Source organism: uncultured Rhodococcus sp. (genome assembly GCF_963525155.1).
In the GTDB taxonomy this organism is placed as follows: Bacteria; Actinomycetota; Actinomycetes; order Mycobacteriales; family Mycobacteriaceae; genus Rhodococcus_F; species Rhodococcus_F qingshengii.
The window spans coordinates 1-24,949 of record NZ_CAURKP010000076.1 but is presented as its reverse complement, the minus strand read 5'-3'; the positions used below and the strand labels follow the sequence as shown (position 1 = coordinate 24,949).

At 63.8% G+C, this 24,949-nt stretch carries 25 protein-coding genes; 7 read left to right on the top strand and 18 right to left on the bottom strand.

All coding sequences use genetic code 11. The features are described 5' to 3' along the window. The 4 genes from manA to RWT78_RS16445 form a co-directional block, all read right to left on the bottom strand. Window positions 1-1,174, bottom strand: a 1,174-nt coding sequence (gene manA / locus RWT78_RS16460; protein WP_314676700.1) for a mannose-6-phosphate isomerase, class I, incomplete at its 3' end; no start/stop codon positions are given. Then, the gene (locus tag RWT78_RS16455) at window positions 1,175-2,269 is read right to left on the bottom strand and encodes a hypothetical protein (protein ID WP_030535017.1); all 1,095 of its coding nucleotides are present in this window, start codon (window positions 2,267-2,269) and stop codon (window positions 1,175-1,177) included. A 163-nt stretch (window positions 2,270-2,432) separates the two neighbouring features. Beyond that, window positions 2,433-3,806, bottom strand: a complete 1,374-nt coding sequence (locus RWT78_RS16450) for a phosphomannomutase/phosphoglucomutase (RefSeq protein WP_003941022.1) — start codon at window positions 3,804-3,806, stop codon at window positions 2,433-2,435. A 127-nt stretch (window positions 3,807-3,933) separates the two neighbouring features. Continuing rightward, window positions 3,934-4,320, bottom strand: coding sequence for a DUF3499 domain-containing protein (locus RWT78_RS16445; RefSeq protein ID WP_007731177.1), 387 nt, complete (start codon window positions 4,318-4,320; stop codon window positions 3,934-3,936). Window positions 4,321-4,399: 79 nt separating this feature from the next. Between RWT78_RS16445 and RWT78_RS16440 the strand changes: the two genes are divergently transcribed. Next, window positions 4,400-4,888, top strand: coding sequence for a metallopeptidase family protein (locus RWT78_RS16440; protein ID WP_003940797.1), 489 nt, complete (start codon window positions 4,400-4,402; stop codon window positions 4,886-4,888). A 195-nt stretch (window positions 4,889-5,083) separates the two neighbouring features. On the opposite strand, the gene RWT78_RS16435 is transcribed toward RWT78_RS16440, so the two are convergent. Beyond that, a complete protein-coding gene (locus RWT78_RS16435; RefSeq protein WP_020907098.1) occupies window positions 5,084-5,362 on the bottom strand; it encodes a WhiB family transcriptional regulator in 279 nt (92 codons plus the stop codon). A gap of 380 nt (window positions 5,363-5,742) precedes the next feature. On the opposite strand from RWT78_RS16435, the gene cofD reads away from it, so the two are divergent. From cofD to RWT78_RS16420, 3 genes are read left to right on the top strand one after another with little or no spacing between them, the layout of a single operon-like run. Further along, window positions 5,743-6,735 carry a 2-phospho-L-lactate transferase gene (gene cofD / locus RWT78_RS16430; protein WP_314676695.1) on the top strand — a complete coding sequence of 331 codons (993 nt, stop codon included), beginning with the start codon at window positions 5,743-5,745 and terminating at the stop codon, window positions 6,733-6,735. Continuing rightward, window positions 6,732-8,117: a coenzyme F420-0:L-glutamate ligase gene (locus RWT78_RS16425; protein ID WP_314676693.1), complete on the top strand. Its 1,386-nt coding sequence runs from the start codon at window positions 6,732-6,734 to the stop codon at window positions 8,115-8,117. Before cofD ends, RWT78_RS16425 begins: the two co-directional genes overlap by 4 nt. Window positions 8,118-8,121: 4 nt before the next feature. Then, window positions 8,122-8,682, top strand: a complete 561-nt coding sequence (locus tag RWT78_RS16420) for an NUDIX domain-containing protein (protein ID WP_314676692.1) — start codon at window positions 8,122-8,124, stop codon at window positions 8,680-8,682. Here RWT78_RS16420 and RWT78_RS16415 read toward each other — a convergent pair. Genes RWT78_RS16415 through rfbD form a run of 4 tightly spaced genes read right to left on the bottom strand, consistent with a single transcriptional unit; the run spans window position 8,673 to window position 12,352 of the window. After that, window positions 8,673-9,443 (bottom strand): SGNH/GDSL hydrolase family protein, encoded by a 771-nt coding sequence (locus RWT78_RS16415; RefSeq protein WP_003940765.1) that lies wholly within the window; start codon window positions 9,441-9,443, stop codon window positions 8,673-8,675. The genes RWT78_RS16420 and RWT78_RS16415 overlap by 10 nt on opposite strands. A gap of 32 nt (window positions 9,444-9,475) precedes the next feature. Next, window positions 9,476-10,558 carry a sugar phosphate nucleotidyltransferase gene (locus RWT78_RS16410; protein ID WP_037125580.1) on the bottom strand — a complete coding sequence of 361 codons (1,083 nt, stop codon included), beginning with the start codon at window positions 10,556-10,558 and terminating at the stop codon, window positions 9,476-9,478. Continuing rightward, window positions 10,555-11,469: a glycosyltransferase family 2 protein gene (locus tag RWT78_RS16405; protein WP_003940999.1), complete on the bottom strand. Its 915-nt coding sequence runs from the start codon at window positions 11,467-11,469 to the stop codon at window positions 10,555-10,557. Before RWT78_RS16405 ends, RWT78_RS16410 begins: the two co-directional genes overlap by 4 nt. 43 nt (window positions 11,470-11,512) lie before the next feature. After that, window positions 11,513-12,352: a dTDP-4-dehydrorhamnose reductase gene (gene rfbD / locus RWT78_RS16400; RefSeq protein ID WP_314676690.1), complete on the bottom strand. Its 840-nt coding sequence runs from the start codon at window positions 12,350-12,352 to the stop codon at window positions 11,513-11,515. A gap of 114 nt (window positions 12,353-12,466) precedes the next feature. On the opposite strand from rfbD, the gene RWT78_RS16395 reads away from it, so the two are divergent. Both RWT78_RS16395 and RWT78_RS16390 read left to right on the top strand, forming a co-directional pair. Further along, window positions 12,467-13,951 (top strand): LCP family protein, encoded by a 1,485-nt coding sequence (locus tag RWT78_RS16395; RefSeq protein WP_204855871.1) that lies wholly within the window; start codon window positions 12,467-12,469, stop codon window positions 13,949-13,951. Window positions 13,952-14,005: 54 nt separating this feature from the next. After that, window positions 14,006-14,719 carry a TIGR03089 family protein gene (locus RWT78_RS16390; protein ID WP_314676689.1) on the top strand — a complete coding sequence of 238 codons (714 nt, stop codon included), beginning with the start codon at window positions 14,006-14,008 and terminating at the stop codon, window positions 14,717-14,719. A gap of 4 nt (window positions 14,720-14,723) precedes the next feature. Here the strand turns inward: RWT78_RS16390 and RWT78_RS16385 are convergent, their stop codons facing one another. The 7 genes from RWT78_RS16385 to RWT78_RS16355 all read right to left on the bottom strand — a co-directional run bounded on the left by RWT78_RS16385 (window position 14,724) and on the right by RWT78_RS16355 (window position 22,203). Then, the gene (locus tag RWT78_RS16385; RefSeq protein ID WP_314676688.1) at window positions 14,724-17,174 is read right to left on the bottom strand and encodes an ABC transporter permease; all 2,451 of its coding nucleotides are present in this window, start codon (window positions 17,172-17,174) and stop codon (window positions 14,724-14,726) included. Beyond that, window positions 17,171-17,968 carry an ABC transporter ATP-binding protein gene (locus RWT78_RS16380; RefSeq protein ID WP_003940882.1) on the bottom strand — a complete coding sequence of 266 codons (798 nt, stop codon included), beginning with the start codon at window positions 17,966-17,968 and terminating at the stop codon, window positions 17,171-17,173. The genes RWT78_RS16385 and RWT78_RS16380 overlap by 4 nt, the downstream gene beginning before the upstream one ends. Before the next feature lie 134 nt (window positions 17,969-18,102). Then, the gene (locus RWT78_RS16375; protein WP_003940960.1) at window positions 18,103-18,795 is read right to left on the bottom strand and encodes a response regulator transcription factor; all 693 of its coding nucleotides are present in this window, start codon (window positions 18,793-18,795) and stop codon (window positions 18,103-18,105) included. A 35-nt stretch (window positions 18,796-18,830) separates the two neighbouring features. Next, window positions 18,831-20,018: a sensor histidine kinase gene (locus RWT78_RS16370; protein ID WP_007731164.1), complete on the bottom strand. Its 1,188-nt coding sequence runs from the start codon at window positions 20,016-20,018 to the stop codon at window positions 18,831-18,833. 35 nt (window positions 20,019-20,053) lie between these two features. Next, complete coding sequence (locus tag RWT78_RS16365; RefSeq protein WP_314676686.1) at window positions 20,054-20,431, bottom strand: hypothetical protein; 378 nt, start codon at window positions 20,429-20,431, stop codon at window positions 20,054-20,056. A 7-nt stretch (window positions 20,432-20,438) separates the two neighbouring features. Continuing rightward, window positions 20,439-20,951, bottom strand: coding sequence for a 5-(carboxyamino)imidazole ribonucleotide mutase (purE, locus tag RWT78_RS16360; RefSeq protein ID WP_037129065.1), 513 nt, complete (start codon window positions 20,949-20,951; stop codon window positions 20,439-20,441). Beyond that, complete coding sequence (locus RWT78_RS16355) at window positions 20,935-22,203, bottom strand: 5-(carboxyamino)imidazole ribonucleotide synthase (protein ID WP_314676684.1); 1,269 nt, start codon at window positions 22,201-22,203, stop codon at window positions 20,935-20,937. The genes purE and RWT78_RS16355 overlap by 17 nt, the downstream gene beginning before the upstream one ends. A 122-nt stretch (window positions 22,204-22,325) precedes the next feature. Between RWT78_RS16355 and RWT78_RS16350 the strand changes: the two genes are divergently transcribed. Further along, window positions 22,326-22,925: a GtrA family protein gene (locus RWT78_RS16350; protein WP_007731156.1), complete on the top strand. Its 600-nt coding sequence runs from the start codon at window positions 22,326-22,328 to the stop codon at window positions 22,923-22,925. Window positions 22,926-22,951: 26 nt separating this feature from the next. Here RWT78_RS16350 and RWT78_RS16345 read toward each other — a convergent pair whose 3' ends face one another. Then, complete coding sequence (locus RWT78_RS16345) at window positions 22,952-24,274, bottom strand: HAMP domain-containing sensor histidine kinase (RefSeq protein ID WP_003940828.1); 1,323 nt, start codon at window positions 24,272-24,274, stop codon at window positions 22,952-22,954. A gap of 26 nt (window positions 24,275-24,300) precedes the next feature. Further along, a partial coding sequence (locus RWT78_RS16340; RefSeq protein WP_314676682.1) for a response regulator transcription factor occupies window positions 24,301-24,949 on the bottom strand: 649 nt, incomplete at its 5' end.

Below are 24,949 nucleotides of genomic sequence, written 5' to 3'. Positions count from 1 at the left end.
TCGCGGGCTCGTCGGCAGCGATCCACGCCGCTCGGCCTCGATCGAGGTCGAGAGTGTCAGTGCCGCACGTCGCAGTGACCGCGCCGTCGGTGCAGATCAGAATCCGCGGGCCTGAAGCGTCGACGACGATGTCCGTGGAATTCGCGTCGAACTCCAGACGCGTCAAACGAAATTCGGGCGCCGGCGTGACGTACTCGTAACTACCTGATCCTGACTGACCTGATCCAGATGACGGGGCCGGATCGAGCACTTCGATATCGGCCCCGACGAAGTCCAGAACCCTCAGCAATTCGGGCACGTCGACGTGCTTCGGTGTCAGCCCACCGCGCAGCACGTTGTCGGAGTTGGCCATGATCTCGACCGCGAGTCCATGGAGATACGCGTGGAGATTGCCGGCAGCGAGAAACAGTCCTTGGCCGGGCTCGAGGGTGACGCGGTTGAGCAGCAGTGCCGCCAGAACACCGGCGTCGCCGGGGTACGCCTCGCTCAATTCCAGCGCGGTGCGGATCTCGGTCACGAATTCGGCGTCGTGGTGCGCGACGTAGGTGATGCACCCGGCAAGTACGGCAGGGAGCAAGGTCCCGAGCACCGTGGACGGCAGCGTGATCCATGTCGTGAACAACGCCCGCAGTCCGTCGGAATCGGGTTGGCCTTCGAGCAGACCGATGTACGGCTCCAACTCGTCGACGGCCAGAGCGCGCAGCAGTTTGACAGTCCGCGTCGGCTCGCGGAATCCGGCAAGCGCTTCGAATCTGCTCAGCGCGACAACGAGTTCGGGCTTGTGGCTGCCGTCCTTGTAGTTGCGAATCGGCGATTCCATGGGAACGCCGATTGCGTTCTCACGACGAAAACCCTCGTCGGCTTGAACGGCGCTGGGGTGCGCTTGAAGCGACAGCGGTTCTTCCGCCGCAAGCAGCTTGAGCAGGAATGGGAGTCGCTCACCGAATGTCTCGAGGTTCTCGCGGCCGAGTTCGCGTTCGGGTTCGCGGTGCAGGACCTCGAGCAACGACTCGCTTCCGGATTCGGTGATCACGCGCGCCGGGTCACCCGGGTGCGCGCCCAACCACAATTCCGCTTCGGGATGATTCGACGGAGTCGAAAGACCGCGTAGTTCGGCAATTGCCGTTCGCGAGCCCCACGCGTAAGAACGAAGTGCACCTTCGAGTTCACGCACTTACTTCGCACCGCCCGTCAACTGCACGTACGCCGCGGCCATGTCTACTCGAGACGCCAACACGAATACCTGCTCCATCTCCGATATGACCACGTTGGTCTGGTCTTCGTCTGCCGCAACCACCAGGTCGGCGTCAGCCAGTGCGTCCATCCGGCGCCTCGCCTCCCCGCGCGTGGATTCGGTCGCGAAGACGAACGCCCGCGCCGGCGGGGTCGGCAGCGCGCCGTCGAGTTGCGGATCGTGAAAGAAGGGGTCGTGGAACACCGAATCACGTGAAGCTGCGTCCGGCGCGAACAGTGCCCGCGCCGAACGAATCACCTCGGACATCTCGGCGGCAGCGGCGTTCAGGCCGGAGCTCATCAGCGCAACGCTCGAGAACTCTGCGAGTGCTGTTGTCACGGAACCACTTCCACACAGAACGACTCGCCGGCCGCTCATCCTGGTGGCCAACGACTTGGCCGGGTTGTGGAATACCTCGTTGGCCGGTCCGTCCCGCAGCGCCTCCGCATCAACTGCGTCGGCGATTCGACCGAGCACCGCCGAACGGTCCTCGATCGATCCCTTGCCCTCGATTTCGGCGGCAACCGCGAGGAAGACGGCGAGGAACCGCGTCATCGTGTGCCGGGGCGAGGCGTAGAGCCGCGGCGGCAAGGGCATGGTGCGCCCGGCCGCCACGGCTCGCATGGGCCCCTCGTCGGGAACGGCGACAACAACCTCGGCGCCGCGGCGTACGGCACTGTCAACGGATTCGACGAGGCGTGGATCACCGGCATCGTCACCGGCGACGACGATCACGTCCAATGGCCCGGCCCACGACGGCGTCCGGTCGAGAACGAGGAGCGGGCAACCGACCGAATCTCCGACGAGAGCAAGCGCGATCCTGGCTCCGTGCCGGGCGCCACCCGCGCCGGCGATCAGTACGACGCTGCGCGGACGCAGACCGGCCAATCGGGAGATCACACCCTCACCGACGGCCGACGCGGTGGCCCGAATCTGTGCGCCGCCCATGGCTACAGACCGCAGTAGCCCTTCCGAATCGGCAGCTGACAAACCCTCGCTGTCGTCGAGGTCGAGAAGCGGCATCGGCGCTGTCATCTCACCGCACCCCCTTCTCCGTTAGCAGTTCCCGCACCATCCAGCATTCCAGCTCCACGCGGTCCGTGGTGGCAAAGCCCTCGTTCCCGAGGCCGTCGTTCCTGAGATAGTCCCCCAACTATCCCAGGGCTTCGGCTCACCGACAAACCGATCAGACTCGGATTCAAGCCCGGACGATCGCCAGAATTTCGTTCACCAATGCGTCGACATCGGCGGACGTGGGTGCTTCGACGTTGAGTCGCAGCAGTGGTTCGGTGTTGGACGCGCGCAAGTTGAACCAGGCATTTCCCTCGAGACTGACCGTGACACCGTCGAGGCGATCCACCGACTCGGTGCGGTCGGCAAATGCCGCCAGTACAGCGGCCGTACGATCTGCCGCGTCAGCCACGGTGGAGTTGATCTCGCCCGAGGCCGCGTAGCGGGTGTACTCCGCCATCAACTCGGAGAGCGGACGATCCTGCTCGCCCAGTGCGGCGAGTACGTGCAGCGCCGCGAGCATGCCGGAGTCGGCGCCCCAGAAGTCGCGGAAGTAGTAGTGAGCGGAGTGCTCGCCGCCGAACACCGCACCGGTCTCGGCCATCTCCTGCTTGATGAACGAGTGGCCGACTCGGGTACGAATAGCGACGCCGCCGAGTTCTTCGACCAGTTCGGGCACTGCCCGTGACGTGATCAGGTTGTGGATGATCGACGCGCCCGGTTCCTTCGCGAGTTCGCGCTTGGCGACAAGTGCCGTCACCGCGGACGGCGAGACCGGGTCGCCCTTCTCGTCTACGACGAAGCAACGGTCCGCGTCACCGTCGAACGCCAAGCCGATGTCCGCTCCGGTTTCGCGCACGTAGGCCTGCAGGTCGACGAGGTTGGCCGGATCGAGCGGATTGGCTTCGTGGTTGGGGAACGTGCCGTCGAGCTCGAAGTAGAGCGGCAGGACGTCGAGGGGCATCGGCCCGAATACGGCCGGCGCGGTATGGCCGCCCATACCGTTGCCTGCATCGACTGCGACCTTCAGCGGGCGCAACGCAGCCAGGTCGACCAATCCGCGGAGGTAGCTCGCGTATTCCTCGAGGACGTCCTTGGTGCTGGCGGTGCCTGCCGGTCCGTCGTACGCGGGAACACCCGAGACGACCTCGGCGGAGATGACTGCGAGGCCGGTGTCCTGACCGACCGGCTTGGCGCCGGCCCGACACATCTTGATGCCGTTGTACTTGGCGGGATTGTGGCTCGCCGTGAACATCGCGCCCGGGCAGTTCAGCAAACCGGATGCAAAGTAGAGCTCGTCGGTCGACGCCAATCCGATGTAGACGACGTCGAGCCCTTGAGCAAGCACGCCGTCACCGAAAGCCGAAGACAGTGTGGGCGACGATGCGCGCATGTCGTAGCCGATCACAACCGTCGTGGCGGCGCCGGCCTCGTCGCGGACCAGGCGGGCGAACGACGCACCGACGTCGCGGACAAAATCTTCGTCGATCTGCTCACCGACCACACCGCGTACGTCGTACGCCTTGATGATTGCAGCAACCGACTCGGCTGTTCGCCCCACTGAAAACTCTCCTTGTGCATGCACCCTCACAGACGGGAACATCCGGGCGCATGGCGTCCGGAGATTCGCAGTACTCGGGTGTGGAAGTACTCGGTCGAGCCTAGCGTCTACGGCGACGAATCTCGCGTCAGTTGGACGGGTCGGGCAGAACGCGTAGGTGTCCACGACGCCCTGTACGGGCAGTACTCGGAGCTGCGGGACGTATGTCCTCATCTGCATCGACGTTGGACTTGCTGCGATCTCCGAGACCAGCCTCACGTACAGCTTCAGCCAAAGCGGTCAGATCGTCTTCGTCGGGAGTACTCGACGCGAATCCGCCTTCGTGGCGGACGAGTTCCCACCCCTTGGGGGCGGTGATTCGAGAGCCGTGAGTGTCACACAAATCCCATGAATGGGGCTCGGCGACGGTTGCCAGCGGCCCGACAACCGCAGTGGAGTCCGAGTAGACATACGTAAGCGTCGCGACGGCGGGGTTCTTGCACCCGGGGCGGCAGCAGCGACGCAGAGATCTCACAGTTACGGAGCCTAGCCCTCCCCACGTCCGGAACCTACTCGGACACACCGAGCAGTTTCTCCTGTCGTAATCTGGCGCCATGCCACAAGCCCGCCGCCGACGCTCGGTCACCACTCGTTCCATCGAGCGACACGGCCGTGGCCTGCGCGGACCGCTACTTCCCCCGGAGGTGCCCGCCAGGCGTACCCGCGCGGAGAAGTTCGATCTCCTGGTGCTCGACGCCTTCTCTCCCGTCGACCTCGCATGGCACGACCGGCTGACGAAACTCGACATCGCAGTGGACGAAGTTCCGAAGATTCACGCGCACGATCCGGAGTCCGTCACATGGCCGCCGGAGGTCATCGCAGACGGCCCGGTTCCACTGTCACGACTGATTCCGGCCGGAATCGACCGTCACGGAAATACGACTCGCGCAAGAATTGTGCTGTTTCGCCGCCCATTGGAGCAGCGAGCGAAGGATCCGGAAGAACTCACGGATCTGGTGCACGACGTGTTGGTCCATCAAGTCGGCACGTATCTGGGCGTCGACCCACAGGTCATCGACCCCACGCTGCCCGACGAGGACTGATACTGCCCGACGAGGACTGATACTGCCCGACGAGGACTGACGCACTGTCAGACGAAAAAACTGATGTCACACGAAGAAGTAAATCCACACGAAGAACAAAACAGTCGTTGCTTGACCTGCAATTCCCCGTTGCAGGTCAGACTTTCGAAGACCGCCCGTCAGCCCCGACGCTGACAGAACCGATTCAGCAGCAGATCAGATGATCCCCCGCTTGAGTCGCCGACGCTCGCGCTCGGACAACCCTCCCCAGATTCCGAACCGTTCGTCGTTCGCGAGCGCGTACTCGAGGCACTCGTCACGAACTTCACAACCGAGGCAGATCCGTTTTGCTTCCCTCGTCGATCCTCCCTTTTCAGGAAAGAACGCTTCGGGATCGGTCTGCGCGCAGAGAGCACGCTCCTGCCACTGATCCTCGATGGTGTCGAACAATTCTTCGAAGCCGGTGACGAGACTCAGCACTGGCCGAGTACTCATACCGTCGAACTCACTGCTGCAGGCACCTTCTGCTGCGCCTGCTCGGGAATCGGTCTGCGGTTCGTCGCTTACTGTCATTGCGAGAGAACTGATCTCGACATTTTCATTGGGCATCGTTCCGCCTCCTCACCTGTAATAGCGCAGAATTTTCACTCCATCTTCAACCCCACCCCGTCGACCGTTCGAAACTGTGTTCGAAACCGGCCCCGCTGCAAGTGAACTCACAAGTAGCGGTTGGAATGACACATTTGAGATTACACACGTCCAGCGTGTCGCGGTCAAGCTAAACGAGATGAATCCATTAGTATTCCGGCCCTCAATTGACGGGACCTTCTGCCCGCCAGACACGACGACGCGCCGACCGCCTAGGCTCTGTTGTCGTGAACGTGACTGTATTGGTTGGCGGCGTCGGCGGGGCCCGTTTCCTTCAAGGTGTTCAAAACGCGCTCGGAATCGCCGGTGGTGAGTCCCTCGAGAAATACGAAGGCCCACATCGCATCACGGCCGTCGTCAACGTCGGGGACGACGTGTGGATGCACGGTCTGCGCATCTGCCCCGATCTGGACACTTGTATGTACACACTCGGCGGCGGTATCGACACCGAACGCGGGTGGGGGCACGCCGGCGAAACCTGGAATGCGAAAGAAGAACTCGCCGCGTACGGCGCGAAGCCGGACTGGTTCGGCCTCGGAGATCGCGATATCGCAACGCATTTGATTCGCAGCCAGATGCTCCGCACGGGATATCCGTTGTCCGCGATCACCGAAGCGTTGTGCAATCGCTGGAACCCCGGTGTCGCACTGCTTCCCGTGAGCGACGACCGCAGCGAAACACACGTCGTGATCACCGATCCGGAAGACGGTGAGCAGAAGGCGATTCATTTCCAGGAGTGGTGGGTACGCCATCGGGCACAGGTGGAAACGCGCAGCTTCGCTCACGTCGGCGCCGAGCAGGCCAAGCCCGCGCCAGGGGTGGTCGAGGCGATCGACGGTGCCGACATCGTGCTGATCGCACCGTCCAATCCCGTCGTGAGCGTCGGCGCGATCCTCGCGGTGCCCGGCATTCGCGGTGCCCTGCGAACAACCGCGGCCAAGGTTGTCGGCCTCTCCCCCGTCATCGGCGGAAAACCGTTGCGCGGCATGGCTGACGAGTGCCTCGAGGTGATCGGGGTCGAGACGACTTCGGAGGCGATCGGTCGCCACTACGGAGCTCGTTCGATCAACGGCATTCTCGACGGCTGGCTCGTCGACGAAGGTGACACGGCCGACATCGACGGGGTGGACGTGCGAAGCATCCCACTTTTGATGACGTCCCCCGAAGAGACCGCGAAAATGGTTCGCACGGCTTTCGAGATCGCCGGAGTCGAACTGTGACCGAGCCCGGAACCGAAGCAAGCCGCGACAGAAATCACTCTCCCGGTGATCACTCCCCCGGCGCCGCAATCGAAGTCATTCCCGTGCTCGGGCTTCCCGAGTTCCGGCCCGGAGACGACTTGGCCACCGCTGTCGTCGACGCGACGCCGTGGCTCGAGAGCGGCGACGTCGTTGTCGTCACGAGCAAGGTGTTCTCCAAAGTCGAGGGTCGCATCGTTTCCTCACCGACCGATCCGGAAGAGCGCGACGCGGCACGACGCCTCCTGGTGGATCAGGAAGCCGTCCGCGTCGTGGCACGCAAGGGCCGCACTCTGATCACCGAGAACAAACTCGGAATCGTGCAGGCCGCATCGGGCATCGACGGCTCCAACGTCGACGGTGCCGAATTGGCGCTGCTCCCCGTGGATCCGGATGCGAGCGCTGCGGATCTGCGCGCCCGAATTCTCGAGAGCACGGGCAAGTCCGTCGCCGTCGTCGTCACCGACACGATGGGTCGTGCGTGGCGCAACGGGCAGACCGACGCCGCAATCGGTTCCTCCGGCATTCCGGTCCTGCACGGCTACCTCGGAGCACAGGACAGTCAAGGCAACGATCTGATCGTCACCGAGATCGCGATCGCGGACGAAATCGCCGCTGCGGGCGACTTGGTCAAGGGCAAGCTGGGCGGCGTTCCCGTCGCCGTCGTTCGTGGGCTTCGGTTCGAGGACGACGGTTCGAGTGGCCAGGATCTGATTCGCCGCGGCCCGGACGATCTGTTCTGGCTGGGCACCGAGGAAGCTACGGCGATGGGCCGTGGCCAGGCGCTGCTGTTGCGTCGATCGGTCCGACAGTTCGCAAGTGATCCCGTCGACGCGGAGATCATTCGCAGCTCGATCGCCGAGGCACTCACCGCTCCCGCACCGCACCACACGAGACCGGTTCGATTCGTGTGGCTACGCACGGAGTCGGTCCGCACGGCTCTTCTCGAGCAGATGCGCGAGAAGTGGGCCGCCGATCTTCGCGCCGACGGTCGCAGTGACGAATCCGTCGAGGCCCGGGTTGCCCGCGGAAACATCCTGTTCGACGCCCCCGAGGTCGTCATTCCCTTCTGCGTGCCCGATGGCGCACACAGTTATCCGGATGCCAGACGAACCGCGGCGGAGTCGACGATGTTCACGGTCGCCGCCGGCGCGGCAGTGCAGGGACTGCTGGTCTCGTTGTCCACCCGCGGCGTGGGAAGCTGCTGGATCGGATCGACGATCTTCGCCGCCGATCTCGTACGCGAACAACTCGATCTCCCGGCGGATTGGCAGCCACTCGGTGCCATCGCAATCGGGCACCCCCTCGAACCACTGACTCCGCGCTCTGTCTCCGCCCCCGGGGACGCGTTGGTGGAGCTGTAGGTCCATGTCAGCCGAATCGCTGCACGCCTCCGCCAAGGGCGTCCTGGAGGGCTGGGAGACGTCCTCCGAAGCGGACGAATCGTTGCGGCACACGATGCTCGCGTTCCTCGATTCGGCTCCGGACGGCTGCCTTCGTCGCCACGCACCGGGACACATCACCGCGTCGTCTCTCGTTCTCGACGAGAGTGGCTGCCACGTCTTGCTGACCCTGCATCCCAAGGTGGGCAGGTGGATTCAGCTCGGCGGCCACTGCGAGCTCGACGACGAGACGGTGGTAGATGCGGCATTGCGGGAAGCTCGCGAGGAGTCCGGAATTCACGACGTTCGGATAGACGCGGACCTACTCTCCGCCCACACGCATCCGATCACGTGCTCACTCGGAGTACCGACTCGCCATCTCGATCTACGGTTTCTTGTTGTGGCGCCGGACAATTCACATATCGTCCGCAGCGCAGAGTCCACCGACCTCAGGTGGTGGCCGGTGGACGCGCTCCCACCTACAGCGGAACGCGAGACCATCGACCACCTGGTCGCGCTCGCCCGTCAGCGCAAGAATCAGGACTGAATCGGAGAAAGCTGGGGCTGCTTGGCGCTCACTCCGTCGCCCGACGATGTTCCCTTCACGCGCCGAGCTACCCACGGCACCAAGAACTCTCGCGCCCATTGACGATCCTCGCGACGAGTTTCGGCTTTCGTGAGGACCGGCGCAGGCCCGAGATCGGGCGGGGTCAATCCGTGTTCGACGCCGAGCACGTCGAGCACACGCGTCGCCATGTTCTCGTGCCCGGAGGGCGACATGTGGAGGCGATCCCAGTCCCACATCCGAAGGTCTTGATATTCGGAGAATCGCCAGAAGTCGACGAGGGTCGCGTCGTGGCGGTCGGCCACCTCGCGAACAAGCTCGTTGTAGATCGCCAGACGTCCGCGGAGCTTGCCGAAGAAGGCGGACCATCCGGTGTCGTACGCGGTGAACATCAGAACCCGAGCGCCGGATGCAGTGAGCTGACCGATTGCCGAATCGTAGCGGGCGACCATCGCATCGATGTCGAGCTTCGGACGCATCATGTCGTTTCCGCCGGCGTAGATGGTCACCAGATCGGGCTTCAACGCCAGAGCGGGTTCCAACTGCTCGTCGATGATCGGTCCGAGTAGGCGACCACGAATCGCCAGGTTGGCGTAGCGGAAGTCGGGATTGTTCACCGCCAGCTGCTCGGCCACTCGGTCTGCCCACCCGCGCAGACCGTTGGGGAATCGTTCGTCGGCGTCGCCGACGCCCTCGGTGAACGAGTCACCGAGGGCAACGTAACGGCTCGGAAGAGAAGTCATACCCGCCAGTATTCCAGTAGGTCAGCTAACGATCACACATCTGTGCTGAAGCGCACGCCACCGTCCGGCAGCGTCACCCCCGGCCACACGCGTGCGCCGCGCAACAATTCACACCGCGCACCGATGTCCGCGCCGTCTCCGATGACAGCGTCGCGGACCAGCGCTCGGGGTCCGATACGGACGCCGAATCCGAGGATCGATCGTTCGACCACCGCCCCGGCTTCCACAACGGCGCCGTCGAAGAGAATTGCACCGTCGAGGCGAGCGCCTGCACCAACTTCTGCGCCTCGACCGACAACCGTGCCGCCGATCAGAACAGCGCCCGGCGCGATTCCGGCTCCGGGGTGAACCAGCGACTCGCCGCGCGGACCTTCGAGAGCCGGCGAAGGTGCGATACCTCGCACCAGGTCGGCGGAACCGCGAACGAAGTCCTCGGGGGTTCCCATGTCACGCCAGTACGACGAGTCGACGTGGCCGAACACCCGCTTGCCCTCGGCCAGCAGATTCGGGAACACCTCGCGCTCGACCGATACCGGTCGTCCTTCGGGGATCTGTTCGATGATCTCGCGCTTGAAGACGTAGCAGCCGGCGTTGATCTGATCCGTCGGCGGATCCTGGGTCTTCTCCAGGAATGCCGAGACTCGTCCGTCCTCGTCGGTCGGAACACAACCGAATGCTCGCGGGTCTCCCACACGAACCAGATGCAGGGTCACGTCGGCGTCCGTCTTCTCGTGGGTCTCGAGAATGCCGTTCAGATCGGTGCCACCGAGCACGTCGCCGTTGAACACCATGACGTTGTCACCGCGCAACTTCGGCAGAACGTTGCGGATTCCGCCACCGGTGCCCAGCGGTTCGGTCTCGAAGACGTAGTCGATCTCGAGGCCCATCTTGGAGCCGTCGCCGAAGTAGTCCTCGAATACCTCTGCCTTGAAGGACGTTCCGAGCACGACGTGCTTGATTCCGGCTGCCTCGATGCGGGCGAGCAGGTGCGTCAGGAACGGCAGGCCGGCGGTCGGAAGCATCGGCTTGGGTGCCGACAGCGTCAGCGGACGCAGCCGAGTGCCTTTGCCGCCTACCAGGATTACGGCGTCGGTCGGATTCGGATCGGACATCATTTTCCCCCGTGGTTCGAAACTGATGGATTGTCGGTCGAGTTGTCGGTGCGAGCGCGCTCGCGAACTGCAGAAGCTACGGCGATCTTGGATCGCACCGCGAGGCCACCGCGCAAGGCAAGTCGTAGCGGAGCCTGCCACCAGTGCGGATGGCGATCAGCCTGGAACTGGTACGCACTGCGATGATGGGCAGGCAACATCAGTTCCGGATGACGTCCTGCCGCATGGCCTTTGGCATGGGTGACGACGGCCGAGGGGACGAATACGTTGAGCCACCCGGCTTTTCCGAGGCGGTCACCGAAGTCCACGTCCTCCATGTACATGAAGTAACGAGAGTCGAAACCGGAGATGGTGTCGAAGGCGTCGCGTCGCACCAGCAGGCACGACCCGGAAAGCCACCCCACTGCACGCTCGGTGACGGCCTCGTTCTCCTGACGGTAACGAGCAGTCCACGGGTTCTTCGGCCATACGGTACCGAGCAACGCGTGCCCGACGCCCGAGGTGATGTCGGGCACCGTTCGCGCCGACGGATAGACACTGCCGTCCGGTTCGAGGACCTTCGGCCCCAGTGCACCGGCCCTTGGCCACCGATTTGCCGCAGCCACCAATTCGTCGAGTGAACCGGGTGCCCATTGGACGTCCGGGTTGGAAATCACGACGAATTCGATCGACGAATCGATCTCCGCTACAGCCCGATTTATCGCTCCCCCGTACCCGATGTTTCCGCCGGTTCGAAGCAGACGGACATGCTCGTACTTGGCATCGGCGGCCTCGGGGGCACCATCGGTCGACCCATTGTCGGCCATGATGACCTGGGGTTTTTCTGTCGTCGCCACAGCGAGCGTGCTCAAGAAATTCTCGAGATGCTCGCCTGGCGAGTAGGTCACCGTTACCACGGCCAGCTTGGGACTCACGCCGGTCAGCCTAGCCGTCCGCGGCCACTGCCCCGAACAAAGCTCACGCCAGAGCGGCGTGCAGAGCCTCTCGCCACGGACGCAGCGGCGTCATTCCCGCGGTAACCCACGCGCGCTCGGACAAGACCGAATATGCCGGGCGCGGGGCAGGGCGTACGAACTCCGCACTACTGCACGGGCGCACCCGAGCAGGGTCTGCGCCGATCTCCTCGAAAACAGCTCGCGCCAACTCGTACCAACTTGCTTGCCCGCCGTTGGTCACGTGGAATGTCGACGCACCCGTGAAGTCCAGAAGCGCGAGTTCGACGATGCCGCCGGCCAGATCGACGCTGTACGTGGGCGACCCGATCTGATCGTCCACGACGTTCACGAATTCGCGTTCGGCTTCGAGCCTTCGCATCGTGGCGACAAAATCCGTGCCGACACCGGAATACACCCACGCGGTACGGACAACGGCCGCGTCAGCCCCCGACTCTCGAACAGCGATCTCGCCGTCCAGTTTGGTTCGGCCGTAGACCGTCGCGGGACCGGTCGGTGCATCGACGTCGTATGGCGAGCTTGCATCACCCGGAAAGACGTAGTCCGTCGAAACGTGGATCAACCGCGAACCCACCCGCGCACAGGCTTGCGCGAGATTCCGCGGTCCGATCTCGTTGACCGCCCTCGCCGCCTCCTGGTCGGTCTCGGCAGCATCGACGGCCGTGTACGCAGCGCAGTTGATCAGCACCGAATCAGGCGAGACGAAGTCGTCAACCGCGCGGCTGTCGGTGATGTCCAGCTCGTCGGATCCGACGGCCCTGACGGGAAGACCCGCCGAGGTAGCGAGGGTTTCGACACGGGTCCCGAGCTGCCCTCGGGCGCCGGTGAGCAGGATATTCGTCACACGGTTCAGTCTGGCACGCCGCGTCGAGGTACCCGCGGCCGAGCATCGGACCAGTAACCTGAAGGAGTGTCCCACCAGCAACCGCAGCGCCGCGCGCGTCCACGACCTGCGCCGATTCGGACCAAGACGAGCCCGGCTCGCATAGCGGTCGCGGTGCTGTCCGTGCTCGTTCTGCTGGTCACCGGGTTCGCATGGCGGGGTGTGGACTCGTTGAGAAACAGCCTTGCCACTGCCAGCGGACTCGGCCTCGGTGGCGGCAAGGACGGAGCAATCGACATTCTGATGGTGGGAACGGACAGTCGAACGGACGCGCACGGCAACCCGCTCTCACAAAGCGAGCTCGACTCGTTGCGCGCAGGTGAGGAAGTTGCGTCCAACACCGACACCATCATCTTGATCCGCGTCCCCAACGACGGGAGTTCCGCGACCGCGATCTCGATTCCCCGCGACGCGTACGTCAACGTCCCGGGTATCGGTATGTCGAAGATCAACGCCGCGTTCGGTGCCACCAAGGAAACCGAGCGGCTGAAGTTGGTCAACAACGGGTCGTCCGACAGCGACGCAGACAAGAAGTCGACGGAAGCCGGCCGGACCGCGCTCATCGGAGCGGTGGCGAATCTGACCGGCATCACCGTCGATCACTACGCCGAAGTCGGACTACTCGGATTCGTCCTGCTGACCAACGCAGTGGGCGGAGTCGACGTGTGCCTCAACGCGCCGGTAGACGAACCGATGTCCGGAGCCAATTTCGCGGCCGGGAAACAGACACTCGACGGCGCCGACGCGCTGAGCTTCGTGCGACAACGACACGATCTTCCTCGCGGCGACCTGGACCGGATCGTTCGCCAGCAGGTGTTCATGGCTTCTCTCGTCAGCAAGGTACTCAGCGCAAAAACCCTCAGTGACCCCGGCAAGCTCAGCCAGCTGACCTCGGCTGTCCAGCGTTCCGTCGTGATCGACGACGATTGGGACATCATCGAGTTCGCCAAGCAGTTGCAGAATCTGGCCGGCGGCAAGGTGCAATTCGAGACCATTCCCGTTCTCGACATCAACGGCATGACCGATTACGGCGAGTCCATCGTCAAGGTCGATCCCAAGGCCGTCAAGAAGTACATCGCCGGATTGGTCGGCGCCGACAGCGAGGACTCGGACGAGACCTCCGAGGCACCGACCACCGTGAATGCGTCCTCGATCACGGTCGACGTCGCAAACGCCAGTGACATCGCAGGGTTGGCCAGCGGGGTTTCCGAAGCGTTGAGTGCCCTCGGGTACAAGCAGGGTCAGGTCGGCAACAACACCGGCTCCGACGTCACCGAATCGACGGTGTTCGCAAAGTCCGCGGACGACGACGCAGCACTCGCGGTGGCCGAGGCACTCGGCGGTCTGACGGTCAAGGCGGATTCGTCATTGTCCTCGGGCAAGGTTCGGGTTGTCATTGCCGAGGACTACAGCGGCCCGCAGTCCGCGGACGCGGTATCCCCGTCCGAAGGAGCGACAAGCACGACTGAATCGTCGAGCACCACCGAGACCAGCCCCACTCCCGCCCCTCCCGGTCCGCCGATCGACGCGGCCTCCAACGGCCCGCGCTGTGTGAACTGAAAAACTGTGTGAACTGAAAGCGGTGTGAACTGAACGGCTGCGTAAGCTGACGACGTGCCTTCGCCTGTAGACAACCTGACCGACGCCCTCCTCGGACCGATCCTGGCTGCCGACCCGGCCGGCCCTCGCGTGACCTACTACGACGACGCCACCGGCGAGCGCATCGAATTGTCTGCGAGCACTCTGGCCAATTGGGCGGCAAAGACAGCGAACATGGTTCGCGACGAGTTCGCTCTCGAGCCCGGCGGCAAAGTTGCCGTGCTGCTTCCCACGCACTGGCAGAGCGTCGCCGTCTTGCTGGGTGTGTGGTGGGCAGGCGGTGAGGTGGTCCTCTCCCCCGACGCCGACGCCGAACTGGCTTTTGTCACTGCCGACCGACTGGACGATGTTGCGGACGTACCGGAGGTAGCCGCACTCTCCCTCGACGCGTTCGGCAAGGGTTTGAGCGATCTTCCACTCGGCGTCGCCGACTACGCAACCTCCATCCGTGTGCACGGCGACCAGTTCCGTAGCGCCGGAGCCGGTTCGGCGCTCGAAGGCCGGTCCGTAGCGGACACGATCGACGCGGCACGGGCATCGGCGAAGAACGTCGAATTGGTGTCGACGGATCGTGTCCTCTCCAGTCGCACGTGGGACACGGCAGACGAATTGATCGACGGGCTTCTGGCAGTTCTCGCCGCGGGTGCCTCACTCGTGCAGGTGGCCCACCCGGACGCGGAAGGTACCGCGCGCCGAGTGGGCACCGAGAAGGTCACGAAACAGTTCTGAAACGCTAGCTCGCGAGAGCTGTCACCGGTGACACCAGCCCCGCCCGCCTAGCGGGGAGCAGTGACGCGATCACACCGCAGATTCCGCCGATCAACACGATGGCTACCAACTGCACCCACGGCACTGCGCTGAGGGCGACGTCCTCGATCCCGAAAACCGATGCGGTACCGGCTACACCGAACACCATCCCGAACAGCACTCCGATCACCGATGCGACTCCTGCCACCAGCAGTGCTTCCCAGATCAACATGGCTCGAATTCCCTTCTTGGTCAGACCGAGTGCGCGAAGCAGTCCGGATTCGCGGCGCCGTTCGAGAACGGACAGTGCCATGGTGTTTCCGACGCCGATCAAAGCAATCAACACCGCTACCGACAGCAATCCGGCAACCACCATGAGCATGGTGTCGAGGATCGAATCGAGAGCTGAACGCATCTCGGTCATGCCCTGAACATCGCTGCCCGGCGCTTCCTGGCGTGCCAGTTCCGTGATGCGGTCGGTGGCGGCCAAAGCCTGTTCGTCAGTATCCGTCCCCAGCCTTACCCAGTACGAATCGGTGGTCGGCGCGGTGGCCGCTGCACCGAGATCGCCTCGATCCAGTAGTGCTGGTTGACCTTTCACGCCCTCGACCACGCTGACGTTCACGACGCCGCGATCCCCACGCACCGTCGCCGTATCGCCCGCCGAGAGCTTGTATTCGGTCAGGTCAGCGGGCGAGAGCACCAACTGACCGGCCGCGGGTACCGAGATCTCGGTACGCAGAACATCTTTCACCCGCGCAGCGTCGACGCCGAATCCGGCCAACGAACCGCGCCCGTCGATCGTCAGTTCAGCCTTGTCCAGACCGCTCACCGCGCCGACACCGTTGACCGCGGCGATGTCTGTGCCCAACCCTGCGGGAAGCGGTGCCGAACCGGAACTGCTCACCATGACGTCGACGGGGAATTGACTGTCCATCGCCGCGGGTGCGGCTTCCTTGACCGTCGCGATTCCCACGACGAGCGTGCTCGTCAAGGCAACACCGATCAACAATGCGGTGGCCGTCGCCGAGGTGCGGCGTGGGTTCCGACCGGCGTTGCCTGCTGCCAGGCTTCCCACCGGACCGATCAGTCTCGCCAACACTCCGCCGGCCGCATTGATCAGTGCAGGCACGATTCGACCGGACAGTGCCGCGATCCCCAGGAACGAGAACAGTCCACCGGCGGTTGCCGCCGGCACCTGCTGATTCGTCACTCCCAGGACGGTCATCGCGATGCCCGCGAGCAGGATCACGACGCCGAGAACCCGGCGCACCACCGATACCTGAACGCTCTCAGGCTTGGACTCCATCGGCTGCAGTGCTGCCAGCGGGGAGAGCCTCGTTGCCGCCCGCCCGGGCGCAGATGCAGCGAGCATCGTCATCACGACGCCGACGGCAAGACCGACGAGCACGGTCACCGGGGTGACGCTCAGTGACGAAAGAGGAACCGGCACATCTGCGGCCGTTGCTACCCGACCGATCGCCCAGGCAAGTCCGACACCGAGTCCGACGCCGATCACCGAGGCGATCACGCCGACCGCCGCGGCTTCACTGCGAATGCTCCGGCGAACCTGTTTGGCCGTGGCGCCGACGCATCGCAGCAACGCAAGTTCCTGAGTGCGCGCCGCGAGCAGCACGGCAAATGTATTGGCGATCACCAGCGCGGCAACAACAACGGCGATGGCGCCGAAGGCGAGCAACACCGTGCTGAGGATCTTGGTGCCGCCCATGTATTCGGCTGCGGCGTTGTCTGTGGCTTCGTCGCCGGTCAGCACGGTGGAGTCCGCGGGCAACGCGCTCGAGATCGAATCCACGAGTTCTTGCTGAGAGCGTGAACCGTCACCGGCGACACGGAACTCACGTTCGGCACTGTCACCGGCCCACGCGCTCACCTGCTCGGCGGTGGTGAATATCTTGATCCCGCCCAGTCGTTGCGCCGAACCGGAGAGGTCGACCAGTCCCACTACCTCCGCGGTGGGTGCAGCGGCACCGACCGTCGAATCCCGTGCCGTGACTGTGATTCGGGCACCGATCGGTATCCCGGAGTCCGCGCTCACCAACACCTGCCCCAGACCGGCCGGAATCGATCCCTCCGACACCTTCTCCCAACGCAATTCGGGATTGTCGGCAATCGAGAGCGCATCCCCGTAGGACGCGCCCTTTGCCTCGGAGTCGACACGAACATACGTCGACACGTCGTCGGCCACCGCCGAGACGCCCGGAACCGCGCTCAGCATTGCTTCTGTCACGCCTGGACCGGACGCGACGACATCTGTGGTTTCGTATTGCGTCGCAAGTGATTTGCTCACACTCGCGTCGACCGTCGAGCTCAAGGTCAACGTCGCGACGATGTATCCGACGGCGATCACCACCGCGAGTATCGACGCCACATAGCGCCCGGCGTGTGCCCGCGCCTGCGCAAAAGCCAGACCTCTCATCGCAATGCACCCGAAACTGCAGGAACATCGGCCAGGTCGTCGGCACCGAGAGCTCGCATGGCACCGATCACCGAGTCGACGGTGGGATGGTCGATCTCTCCGGCTATACGCCCGTCCGCGATCAACACGACTCGATCCGCGTACGACGCCGCCACCGGATCGTGTGTCACCATCACGACCGTCTGACCGGTCTCCCGGACACTGGTGCGCAAGAGTCCCAGAACCTCTGTCCCGGAACGGGAATCCAGGTTGCCGGTAGGCTCGTCGGCAAAGATCACGTCGGGCTGGGGCAGTAATGCACGGGCGACAGCTACACGTTGCTGCTGACCGCCGGACAACTCGTGCGGCAGGTGGCCGAGGCGCTGCGACAGGCCCAGCTTTCCGATCACCTCGTCCATCCACTCGGGCGAGGGTTCACTACCTGCCAGCTTCATCGGCAGCAGCATGTTCTCCCGAGCAGTGAGCACCGGTAGCAGGTTGAACGCTTGGAAGACGAATCCGATTCGCTCGCGTCGCAGTTCGGTGAGCTCCGTGTCGCCGAGTTTCGTGACTTCGGTGTCGCCCAGGAAAACCTGCCCACCCGAGACCGTGTCGAGTCCGGCCAGGCAGTGCATGAGCGTCGACTTTCCGGAGCCGGACGGGCCCATGATCGCGGTGAACCGCTCGCGACCGAAGTCCACGTCGACTCCGCCGAGCGCGTGAACCGTGGTCTCACCGGTGCCGTACACCTTGGTGACACCGCGGGCAGTGATCGCCGGCACTGCGGCTGGTTCCGTCGTGGTGTGCGCATGCATTTTTTGCCCTCCGTAAAGCTTCTCGCTATGACGGAATCGACGTTATTGCAGCGCAAGTGGTCTCCGCGTCGGAGTGCGGGGCGATCTTGGAGAGCCCGGTGTCATCCCGGGGTAGGACTGGACAGGGCGGCGTGTCAGCCCTCGGTGCCGAGGAGATCTGCGCGCCGGACAAGTCCGATCTGGAAGGCGAAGACGACTGCCTGTACACGATCACGAGAATGAGTCTTCGAAAGAACCCGTCCGACATGGGTTTTCACTGTCGTCTCGGAGACGTGGAATTTTGCAGCGATCTCCGAATTCGACAGCCCGTACGCCATGGCTTCGAGCACCTCGACCTCGCGCGGCGTCAACTCTTCGGGCAACTGCGCTTCGGGCGCCGAGCCTTCCAGGAGCGGTCCGACGTGCTGAAGCAGTCGCCGAGTGGCCCGGGCTTCGATCACCGCATCCCCGCGGTGCACGGTGCGGATGGCGTCGAGCAACTGCTCCGGTGGCACGTCCTTGAGCAGGAAACCACTGGCGCCCGCCCGGATAGCCGACATCACGTACTCGTCGTTGTCGAAGGTGGTGAGCACCACGACCTTCGGCGCATCGGGGTCGGCCAGGAGCCGACGAGTCGCCTCGATGCCGTCCATCTTCGGCATCTGGACATCCATCAGAACGACGTCGACATGACGGGCGGCCAACTCGGTCAACGCCTGCTGACCGTCCGAAGCCTCGACAACCACCGACAGATCCGGCTGTGAGTCGATGACCATTCGAAAACCTGCGCGGACCAGCTGCTGATCGTCGATCAGTGCCACTGCGATCGGAGCCACGTGTTCGTCCATGCCACTCACCTTAAGACCTTCGGACGTTTCAAGACCTACCCAGACGTTCGTTCGTACGGCAAGACGGCCCGGACGCTGTATCCGCCGCCTGATTTCGGTCCGGCGGTTACTTTGCCTCCGTGCAGCTTGGCTCGCTCGGCCATTCCGATCAGTCCCTGCCCGCCTGGTGACGATTCGACCAGCGCGGCGCTGCCGCCTCGTCCGTCGTCGGTGATACCGAGAACGAGTTCGGTTTCAGCCCACGTCATCTCGACGCTCGCCTGTGCTCCAGGCCCCGCATGTTTGAGAACGTTCGTCAGCGATTCCTGCACGATGCGATACGCCGTCAACCCCGCACCCGCAGAGAGTTCGCGTGGTTCCCCGGTCACGCTGACGGCGATGTCGAGTCCGCTGCTGCGTAACTCGTGGAAGAGACTGTCGATGTCGCCGGCGCCCGGGATCACCGAGAAATCACGGGGCGTGTCCTCGCGCAGGACGGACAGCAGCGATCGCATGTCGGTCAACGCTTGGCGGCCGGTGGAGGCAATTGTTTCGAGTGCCTGAATTGCAGCCTGAGGATCCTTGGCCGCGCTGTAGCGTCCACCGTCGGCCTGAGCGATGACAACGGTCAACGAATGCGCGACGATGTCGTGCATCTCGCGCGCAATCCTCGAGCGTTCGCTGATCGTCGCGATTTCCGCTTCCTGCGCACGCTCGAGTTCGAGCAACCGTGCGCGCTCGGTCAGACCTTCCAATTGTTTGGTGCGAACTCGACGCAAATCACCGAACGCCCAGACCGCGAGCATGAAGATCATGACGGCCACGGACTGCATGACCTGCGAGGACACCGGGATTCCGTCGTAGCCGAAGTATCGAACAGTCCCGGCAATCGAGCCGAGCAACGCGAGCACCAGCCCGGTGAGTGAACTCCACCGAGCGCCGTAGGCGGCCAGCGCGTACAGGGAGATGGGTACGACAACGGCCGATGCGAGCAGTGTGTTGCCGATGAAGATCACGTGTAGAACTGCGAACCCTGCGATCACCATGCCGGAGAGTTCGGGGCGCGAGCGTCGCCACGCCAACGGAACGGTCATACCCAGCGAGATGAACACCGCCAGCGGACTCGCCTCGACCGCCACGACAACGCTGAACAGTGCGGCAACCGTCGCAATGCAGATGTCCACACCGCGAGCATGATCCGCGCTCCAACGGACGAAGCGTTCACTAGTCGGAAAACGAGCCATGCCGCCAAGAGTAGCTTTTACTGACGAGCTCTCACTCAGGTGCGGTAACCGCCGTCTTCGAGACCGGCCTCGATTTCGAAGCGGTTGCGCGGCCCGCGATGACGCAGTTCCTCACGCAGGTACAACAACCCGAATATGATTCCGTACCTGGCCCATTGGTCCGCGTGGACTGCCTCGTGGCGAAGGACGGATCGCGTCGTGTTTCGCCGCGTGAGATACACACCACCGAGAGTTGTTCCGCCTCTGGCGAACCCGCGGCGCAGTCCGGAGGCGACAAAGATTCCGGACTCGTCGTCGAAGCGGATGTCCGCGCGGAGAATCCCGGCGTAGAACAGGGCGACGCGGGTGACGAATGCGGACTGCGCGCTGCCCCGACTCGCTCGGATCAGCGGCAGCCCGCGTCGTGCACACACGAGAGAATCAGCCCAGCAGTTTCTCGCGGAGCGACTTGTCCTTGTCGAGGACCATCGACTCGAGGCTCTCCTGGAAGGCCACCATCCGCTGCTGAAGTGCAGGGTCCGAAGCGCCGAGGATCCGAGCAGCCAACAGACCGGCGTTGCGAGCGCCACCGATCGAGACCGTCGCGACCGGGACGCCGGCCGGCATCTGCACGATCGAGAGCAGCGAATCCATACCGTCGAGGTACTTGAGCGGCACCGGAACACCGATGACCGGCAACGGCGTAGCCGAGGCAACCATGCCCGGAAGGTGCGCGGCGCCACCGGCACCGGCGATGATGACCTTGATTCCGCGGTCGGAAGCTTCCTTGGCGTAGTCGAGCATCCGCTGAGGCGTGCGGTGCGCCGAGACGACACCGACCTCGAAGCGGATACCGAACTCGGCCAAAGCTTCGGCTGCAGCTTCCATGGTCGGCCAATCCGAATCGCTGCCCATGATCAGGCCGACCTGCGCGCTCTCACTCACCGTGTACATCCCATCCGTCGGTCCAAACTGCATACGAAAGCCAATGTGCTGCGCGCTCGGCGCGTTCCCGAACTGCGGCAACGTAATTCGGATCGTCGATGGATCCGGCGCCGCCCACGATGTTGACGTGACCGATCTTGCGATCCTTGCGCTCACCCTTGCCGTACAGGTGGATCTTCGCGTCGGGCATCCGAGCGAACAGGTGATGGACACGCTCGTCCATCGTCATCTCGGGCGCTTCCGGTGCACCGAGAACGTTTGCCATCACCGTTACCGGCGCGATCGGCGAAGTGTCGCCGAGCGGGTAGTCGAGAACTGCACGCAGATGCTGTTCGAACTGAGAGGTGCGTGCGCCGTCCATCGTCCAGTGACCGGAGTTGTGCGGGCGCATCGCCAGCTCGTTGACCACGAGAGTACCGTCAGTCGTCTCGAAGAGTTCGACGGCCATCGAGCCGACAACACCGAGCTCGGACGCGATGCGCAACGCCAATTGTTCGGCTTCCTCGGCAACGGCACTCGAAAGGGCGGGAGCAGGTGCGATCACGACGGCGCACTGGCCGTTGCGCTGAACGGTCTCGACGACCGGCCACGTAGCGCCCTGGCCGAACGGCGACCGCGCGACCATGGCGGACAGTTCCCGACGCATCGAGACCATTTCCTCGACGATCAGCGGAACACCCTTGTCCAGCTGCTCGGTGACAATGGCCTCTGCTTCGTCCTGATCGTCGGTGATCCAGACTCCGCGGCCGTCGTAGCCTCCGCGAGTTGCCTTGATGACAAGCGGCCAACCGTGTTGGGCACCGAAACGCACGACGTCTTCTGCCCACGTCACTTCGGCGTACGCAGGTACGGGCGCGCCCAGTCCGGCAAGTTTGCGACGCATCAGAAGTTTGTCCTGAGCGAAGATCAGAGCCTGCGGCGGCGGCTGAACGTTCACGCCTTCGGCAACAAGAACCTCGAGATGCTCCGTGGGCACGTGCTCGTGGTCGAACGTCAGTGCATTGGAACCGACCGCTGCGCGGCGAAGAGCGTCGAGGTCGGTGTGGCTGCCGAGCACGACGTCGGGGCTGACCTGAGCTGCCGGCTCGTCCGAAGTCCCGGAGAGCACACGGAGCGTCTGGCCCAGGGCCACCGCCGCCTGGTGAGTCATCCTGGCCAACTGTCCGCCACCGATCATGGTGACGACGGGCATGGATGCTTTTGCCGGTCGAGGGGGGGTCGGGCGGGCGGGGATCTGCGCGGGATCGTTGTTGCCGGTCACGGCTCTCTATGTTGTCATGTGCCGCGTTCGCCCGTTCATTCAGCGTTCCCAATCTGTGATTCTGCTGATGAATCCGCGGCAAATTGGTGGTAACGCGGTTTCGTTTCGTAAACTCATCTGTTGTGCCATTTGTCGACGGGGTCATTGCCCGCATACCCCAACCGTTTCGTGACATCGCTCTGCGTCACAGCGAGCTGATCAAATTCGCGATCGTCGGCGGAACGACCTTCCTCATCGACTCGGGCATCTTCTACACACTCAAGCTGTCGATCCTCGAATCCAAGCCGATCACGGCCAAGATCATCGCCGGCGTCGTCGCGGTGATCGCGTCGTACATTCTCAACCGCGAGTGGTCGTTCAAGAACCGTGGTGGCCGTGAACCAGCGCACGAAGCTGCGCTGTTCTTCATCATCAGCGCCATCGGTGTCGTCATCAGCTTCATCCCGCTGTACATCTCCAGTTACGTCTTCAACCTGCGCGTACCCGAAGTCAGCCTGGCGACGGAGAACATCGCCGACTTCATCAGTGCATATGTCATCGGCAACCTGCTGCAGATGGCGTTCCGATTCTGGGCCTTCCGCAAGTTCGTATTTCCCGACGAGAATCCGGAACCGCTCGAGCTGTCCGACACCACAGGATTGTCCGAAACCACAGCGTTATCCGAAACCACGGCGCCTGACCCGGTAATTCCTGACGCCGAAGAGGAGCTCGGGCACTCCTGAGTTTTCCGTCTGCGCCGGCCTTTCGGTCAGCGCGGTTCGCGGCGCGGAACGACGTCCGCGGTCGGCGCCGTGTTGGCCACCGGCAGGAAGACGGCGAACAAGGCAGGCTTACGCCTCTGCAGTTCCAGTCGGCCCCCGTCGGCTTCGATCAGTGCACGTGCGAGCGCCAACCCGACGCCGGTGGACCCCGCCCCCGAAAATCCTCTGTCGAAGATATGCGGCGCGAGATCGTTCTCCACACCGGAGCCTTCGTCGGTAACCTCGACGCACACCATCGAGTCACGGCGAGACGAACTGCGACCCGTACCGTCGATCAATCGCACCGACACCGTGCACGTGCCTTCACCGTGTTCGAACGAATTGTCGACCAGAACGGAAACAGCTTCACGCAGACGCGAGCCTGTGGTCGCGGCCATCACCGTGCGATCGCCGCGTAGGCGCAGCCTGCGTCCCTCTCCGTCGAACTGAGCCTGCCAGTCGCGAGTCACCTGTTCCAGCTCGCCGACTACCGACACCAGACTCGCCGATGACCCACTTGTGCGCGACGAGCGAATCAGGTCGTCGATTCCGTCGGTGAGCCTGTCCACTTGCGCCATGGCTTCCTCGGCCTCGTTCACGACGTCAGGATCTTCGTGAACGGACAACTCGTCCAGGCGCAGCCGCACTGCAGTCAGTCGACTGCGCAGTTGATGCGAGACGTCCGCAACCAGCGCGCGCTCTCGTTGCAGCCGCACGGAGATCTCCACGGTTGCCGCATCGAGGACGTCGGACACGCGGTCGAGTTCGGGGATGTCGTGCCGACGAGGATCCGGCCGGAAGTCGCCTTCGGCGAGGCGCGCCGCCCGGTCGGCCACATCCTGCAGCGGATCGGCAAGCCGACGCGCAGTGACCACAGCTACCACGGTGCCTGCCGTGATGGACAGAAGCACGAGCACGCCGACAGCCATCACCGCTTGTTTCTGCTGGGTGCGCAGGTTCTCCGACGGCACCTCGAGGCGCAACGAGCCGGACGTTCCCATCGCGAGCGATTCGACGAGTGCGTTCTTGACCGTCGCCTCACCCACGTCGACGCGTGCGGCGCCGTCGACGACGGTCGGATACACGACGACGAGGCGCCCGTCGTTCGGGGTGAGAACCTTGAGCGAATCTGTGTTCAACGCACCTTCGACGAGTCCGTTCGTCCCCTCTTGCGCGATGACCTCAGCGGCCATCCGGTCGAGGCGCACCCGGAGATCACTTCGCGTCACGTCCTCCACCCAGAGCCACGCCGTGTAGATCAGCGGAACCCCCAGCAGCAACGCCGTCATGATCACGACAGCGAGAATCGACTGCAATATGCGACGCCGCATGCCGGCAGTTCCTGATTCTCGAGAAGTTAGTCGGTGTTGATTCGGAAACCGACACCGCGGACGGTGGCAATCCTGCGTTCCACGGCGGGGCCCTCGTCGCCGATCTTGCGGCGCAGCCACGACATGTGCATGTCGAGCGTCTTCGATCCACGAAGCTCGACGTCGCCCCACACCTCACGAAGGATCGTATCGCGCGAGACCACTTCCCCGGCGTGCTCGAGGAGGACCCGCAGAAGCTCGTATTCCTTGTTGGCCAAGGCGATTTCGGAGCCGTTGACGAGTACGCGTCGTGCCGCGGGCTCGAGCCTGATGCCACCGACCTCGACGATCGTGTCCTCGCGGCCACCGTGGCGACGCAGGAGTGCTCGCACACGTGCCATCAACTCGGCGAGACGAAACGGCTTGCTGACGTAGTCGTCGGCGCCCGCGTCCAACCCGACCACGAAGTCGACTTCGTCGGTCCTGGCGGTCAACATCAGCACGGCGAGCGAGGTGCGATGCGCACGAATCTGTCGGCAGACCTCGAGGCCGTCCATGCCCGGAAGGCCGAGATCGAGAATCAACGGGTCGAAATCACCTTCGAGCGCCTGCTGCAACGCAGCGGGTCCGGTCGGTTCGACCGTCACCGAATACCCTTCACGCCCCAAGGCGCGGGAAAGGGGTGCAGCAATGGCC

Bases quoted from the DNA above. Each gene is read 5' to 3' on its own strand.
- RWT78_RS16455 (WP_030535017.1), bottom strand. From the start codon at position 2,269: ATGACAGCGCCGATGCCGCTTCTCGACCTCGACGACAGCGAGGGTTTG.
- RWT78_RS16440 (WP_003940797.1), top strand. From the start codon at position 4,400: ATGCCACAAGCCCGCCGCCGACGCTCGGTCACCACTCGTTCCATCGAG.
- RWT78_RS16435 (WP_020907098.1), bottom strand. From the start codon at position 5,362: ATGAGTACTCGGCCAGTGCTGAGTCTCGTCACCGGCTTCGAAGAATTG.
- RWT78_RS16420 (WP_314676692.1), top strand. From the start codon at position 8,122: ATGTCAGCCGAATCGCTGCACGCCTCCGCCAAGGGCGTCCTGGAGGGC.
- RWT78_RS16415 (WP_003940765.1), bottom strand. From the start codon at position 9,443: ATGACTTCTCTTCCGAGCCGTTACGTTGCCCTCGGTGACTCGTTCACC.
- RWT78_RS16410 (WP_037125580.1), bottom strand. From the start codon at position 10,558: ATGATGTCCGATCCGAATCCGACCGACGCCGTAATCCTGGTAGGCGGC.
- RWT78_RS16385 (WP_314676688.1), bottom strand. From the start codon at position 17,174: ATGAGAGGTCTGGCTTTTGCGCAGGCGCGGGCACACGCCGGGCGCTAT.
- RWT78_RS16380 (WP_003940882.1), bottom strand. From the start codon at position 17,968: ATGCATGCGCACACCACGACGGAACCAGCCGCAGTGCCGGCGATCACT.
- RWT78_RS16375 (WP_003940960.1), bottom strand. From the start codon at position 18,795: ATGGACGAACACGTGGCTCCGATCGCAGTGGCACTGATCGACGATCAG.
- RWT78_RS16370 (WP_007731164.1), bottom strand. From the start codon at position 20,018: ATGGCTCGTTTTCCGACTAGTGAACGCTTCGTCCGTTGGAGCGCGGAT.
- purE (WP_037129065.1), bottom strand. From the start codon at position 20,951: ATGTACACGGTGAGTGAGAGCGCGCAGGTCGGCCTGATCATGGGCAGC.
- RWT78_RS16345 (WP_003940828.1), bottom strand. From the start codon at position 24,274: ATGCGGCGTCGCATATTGCAGTCGATTCTCGCTGTCGTGATCATGACG.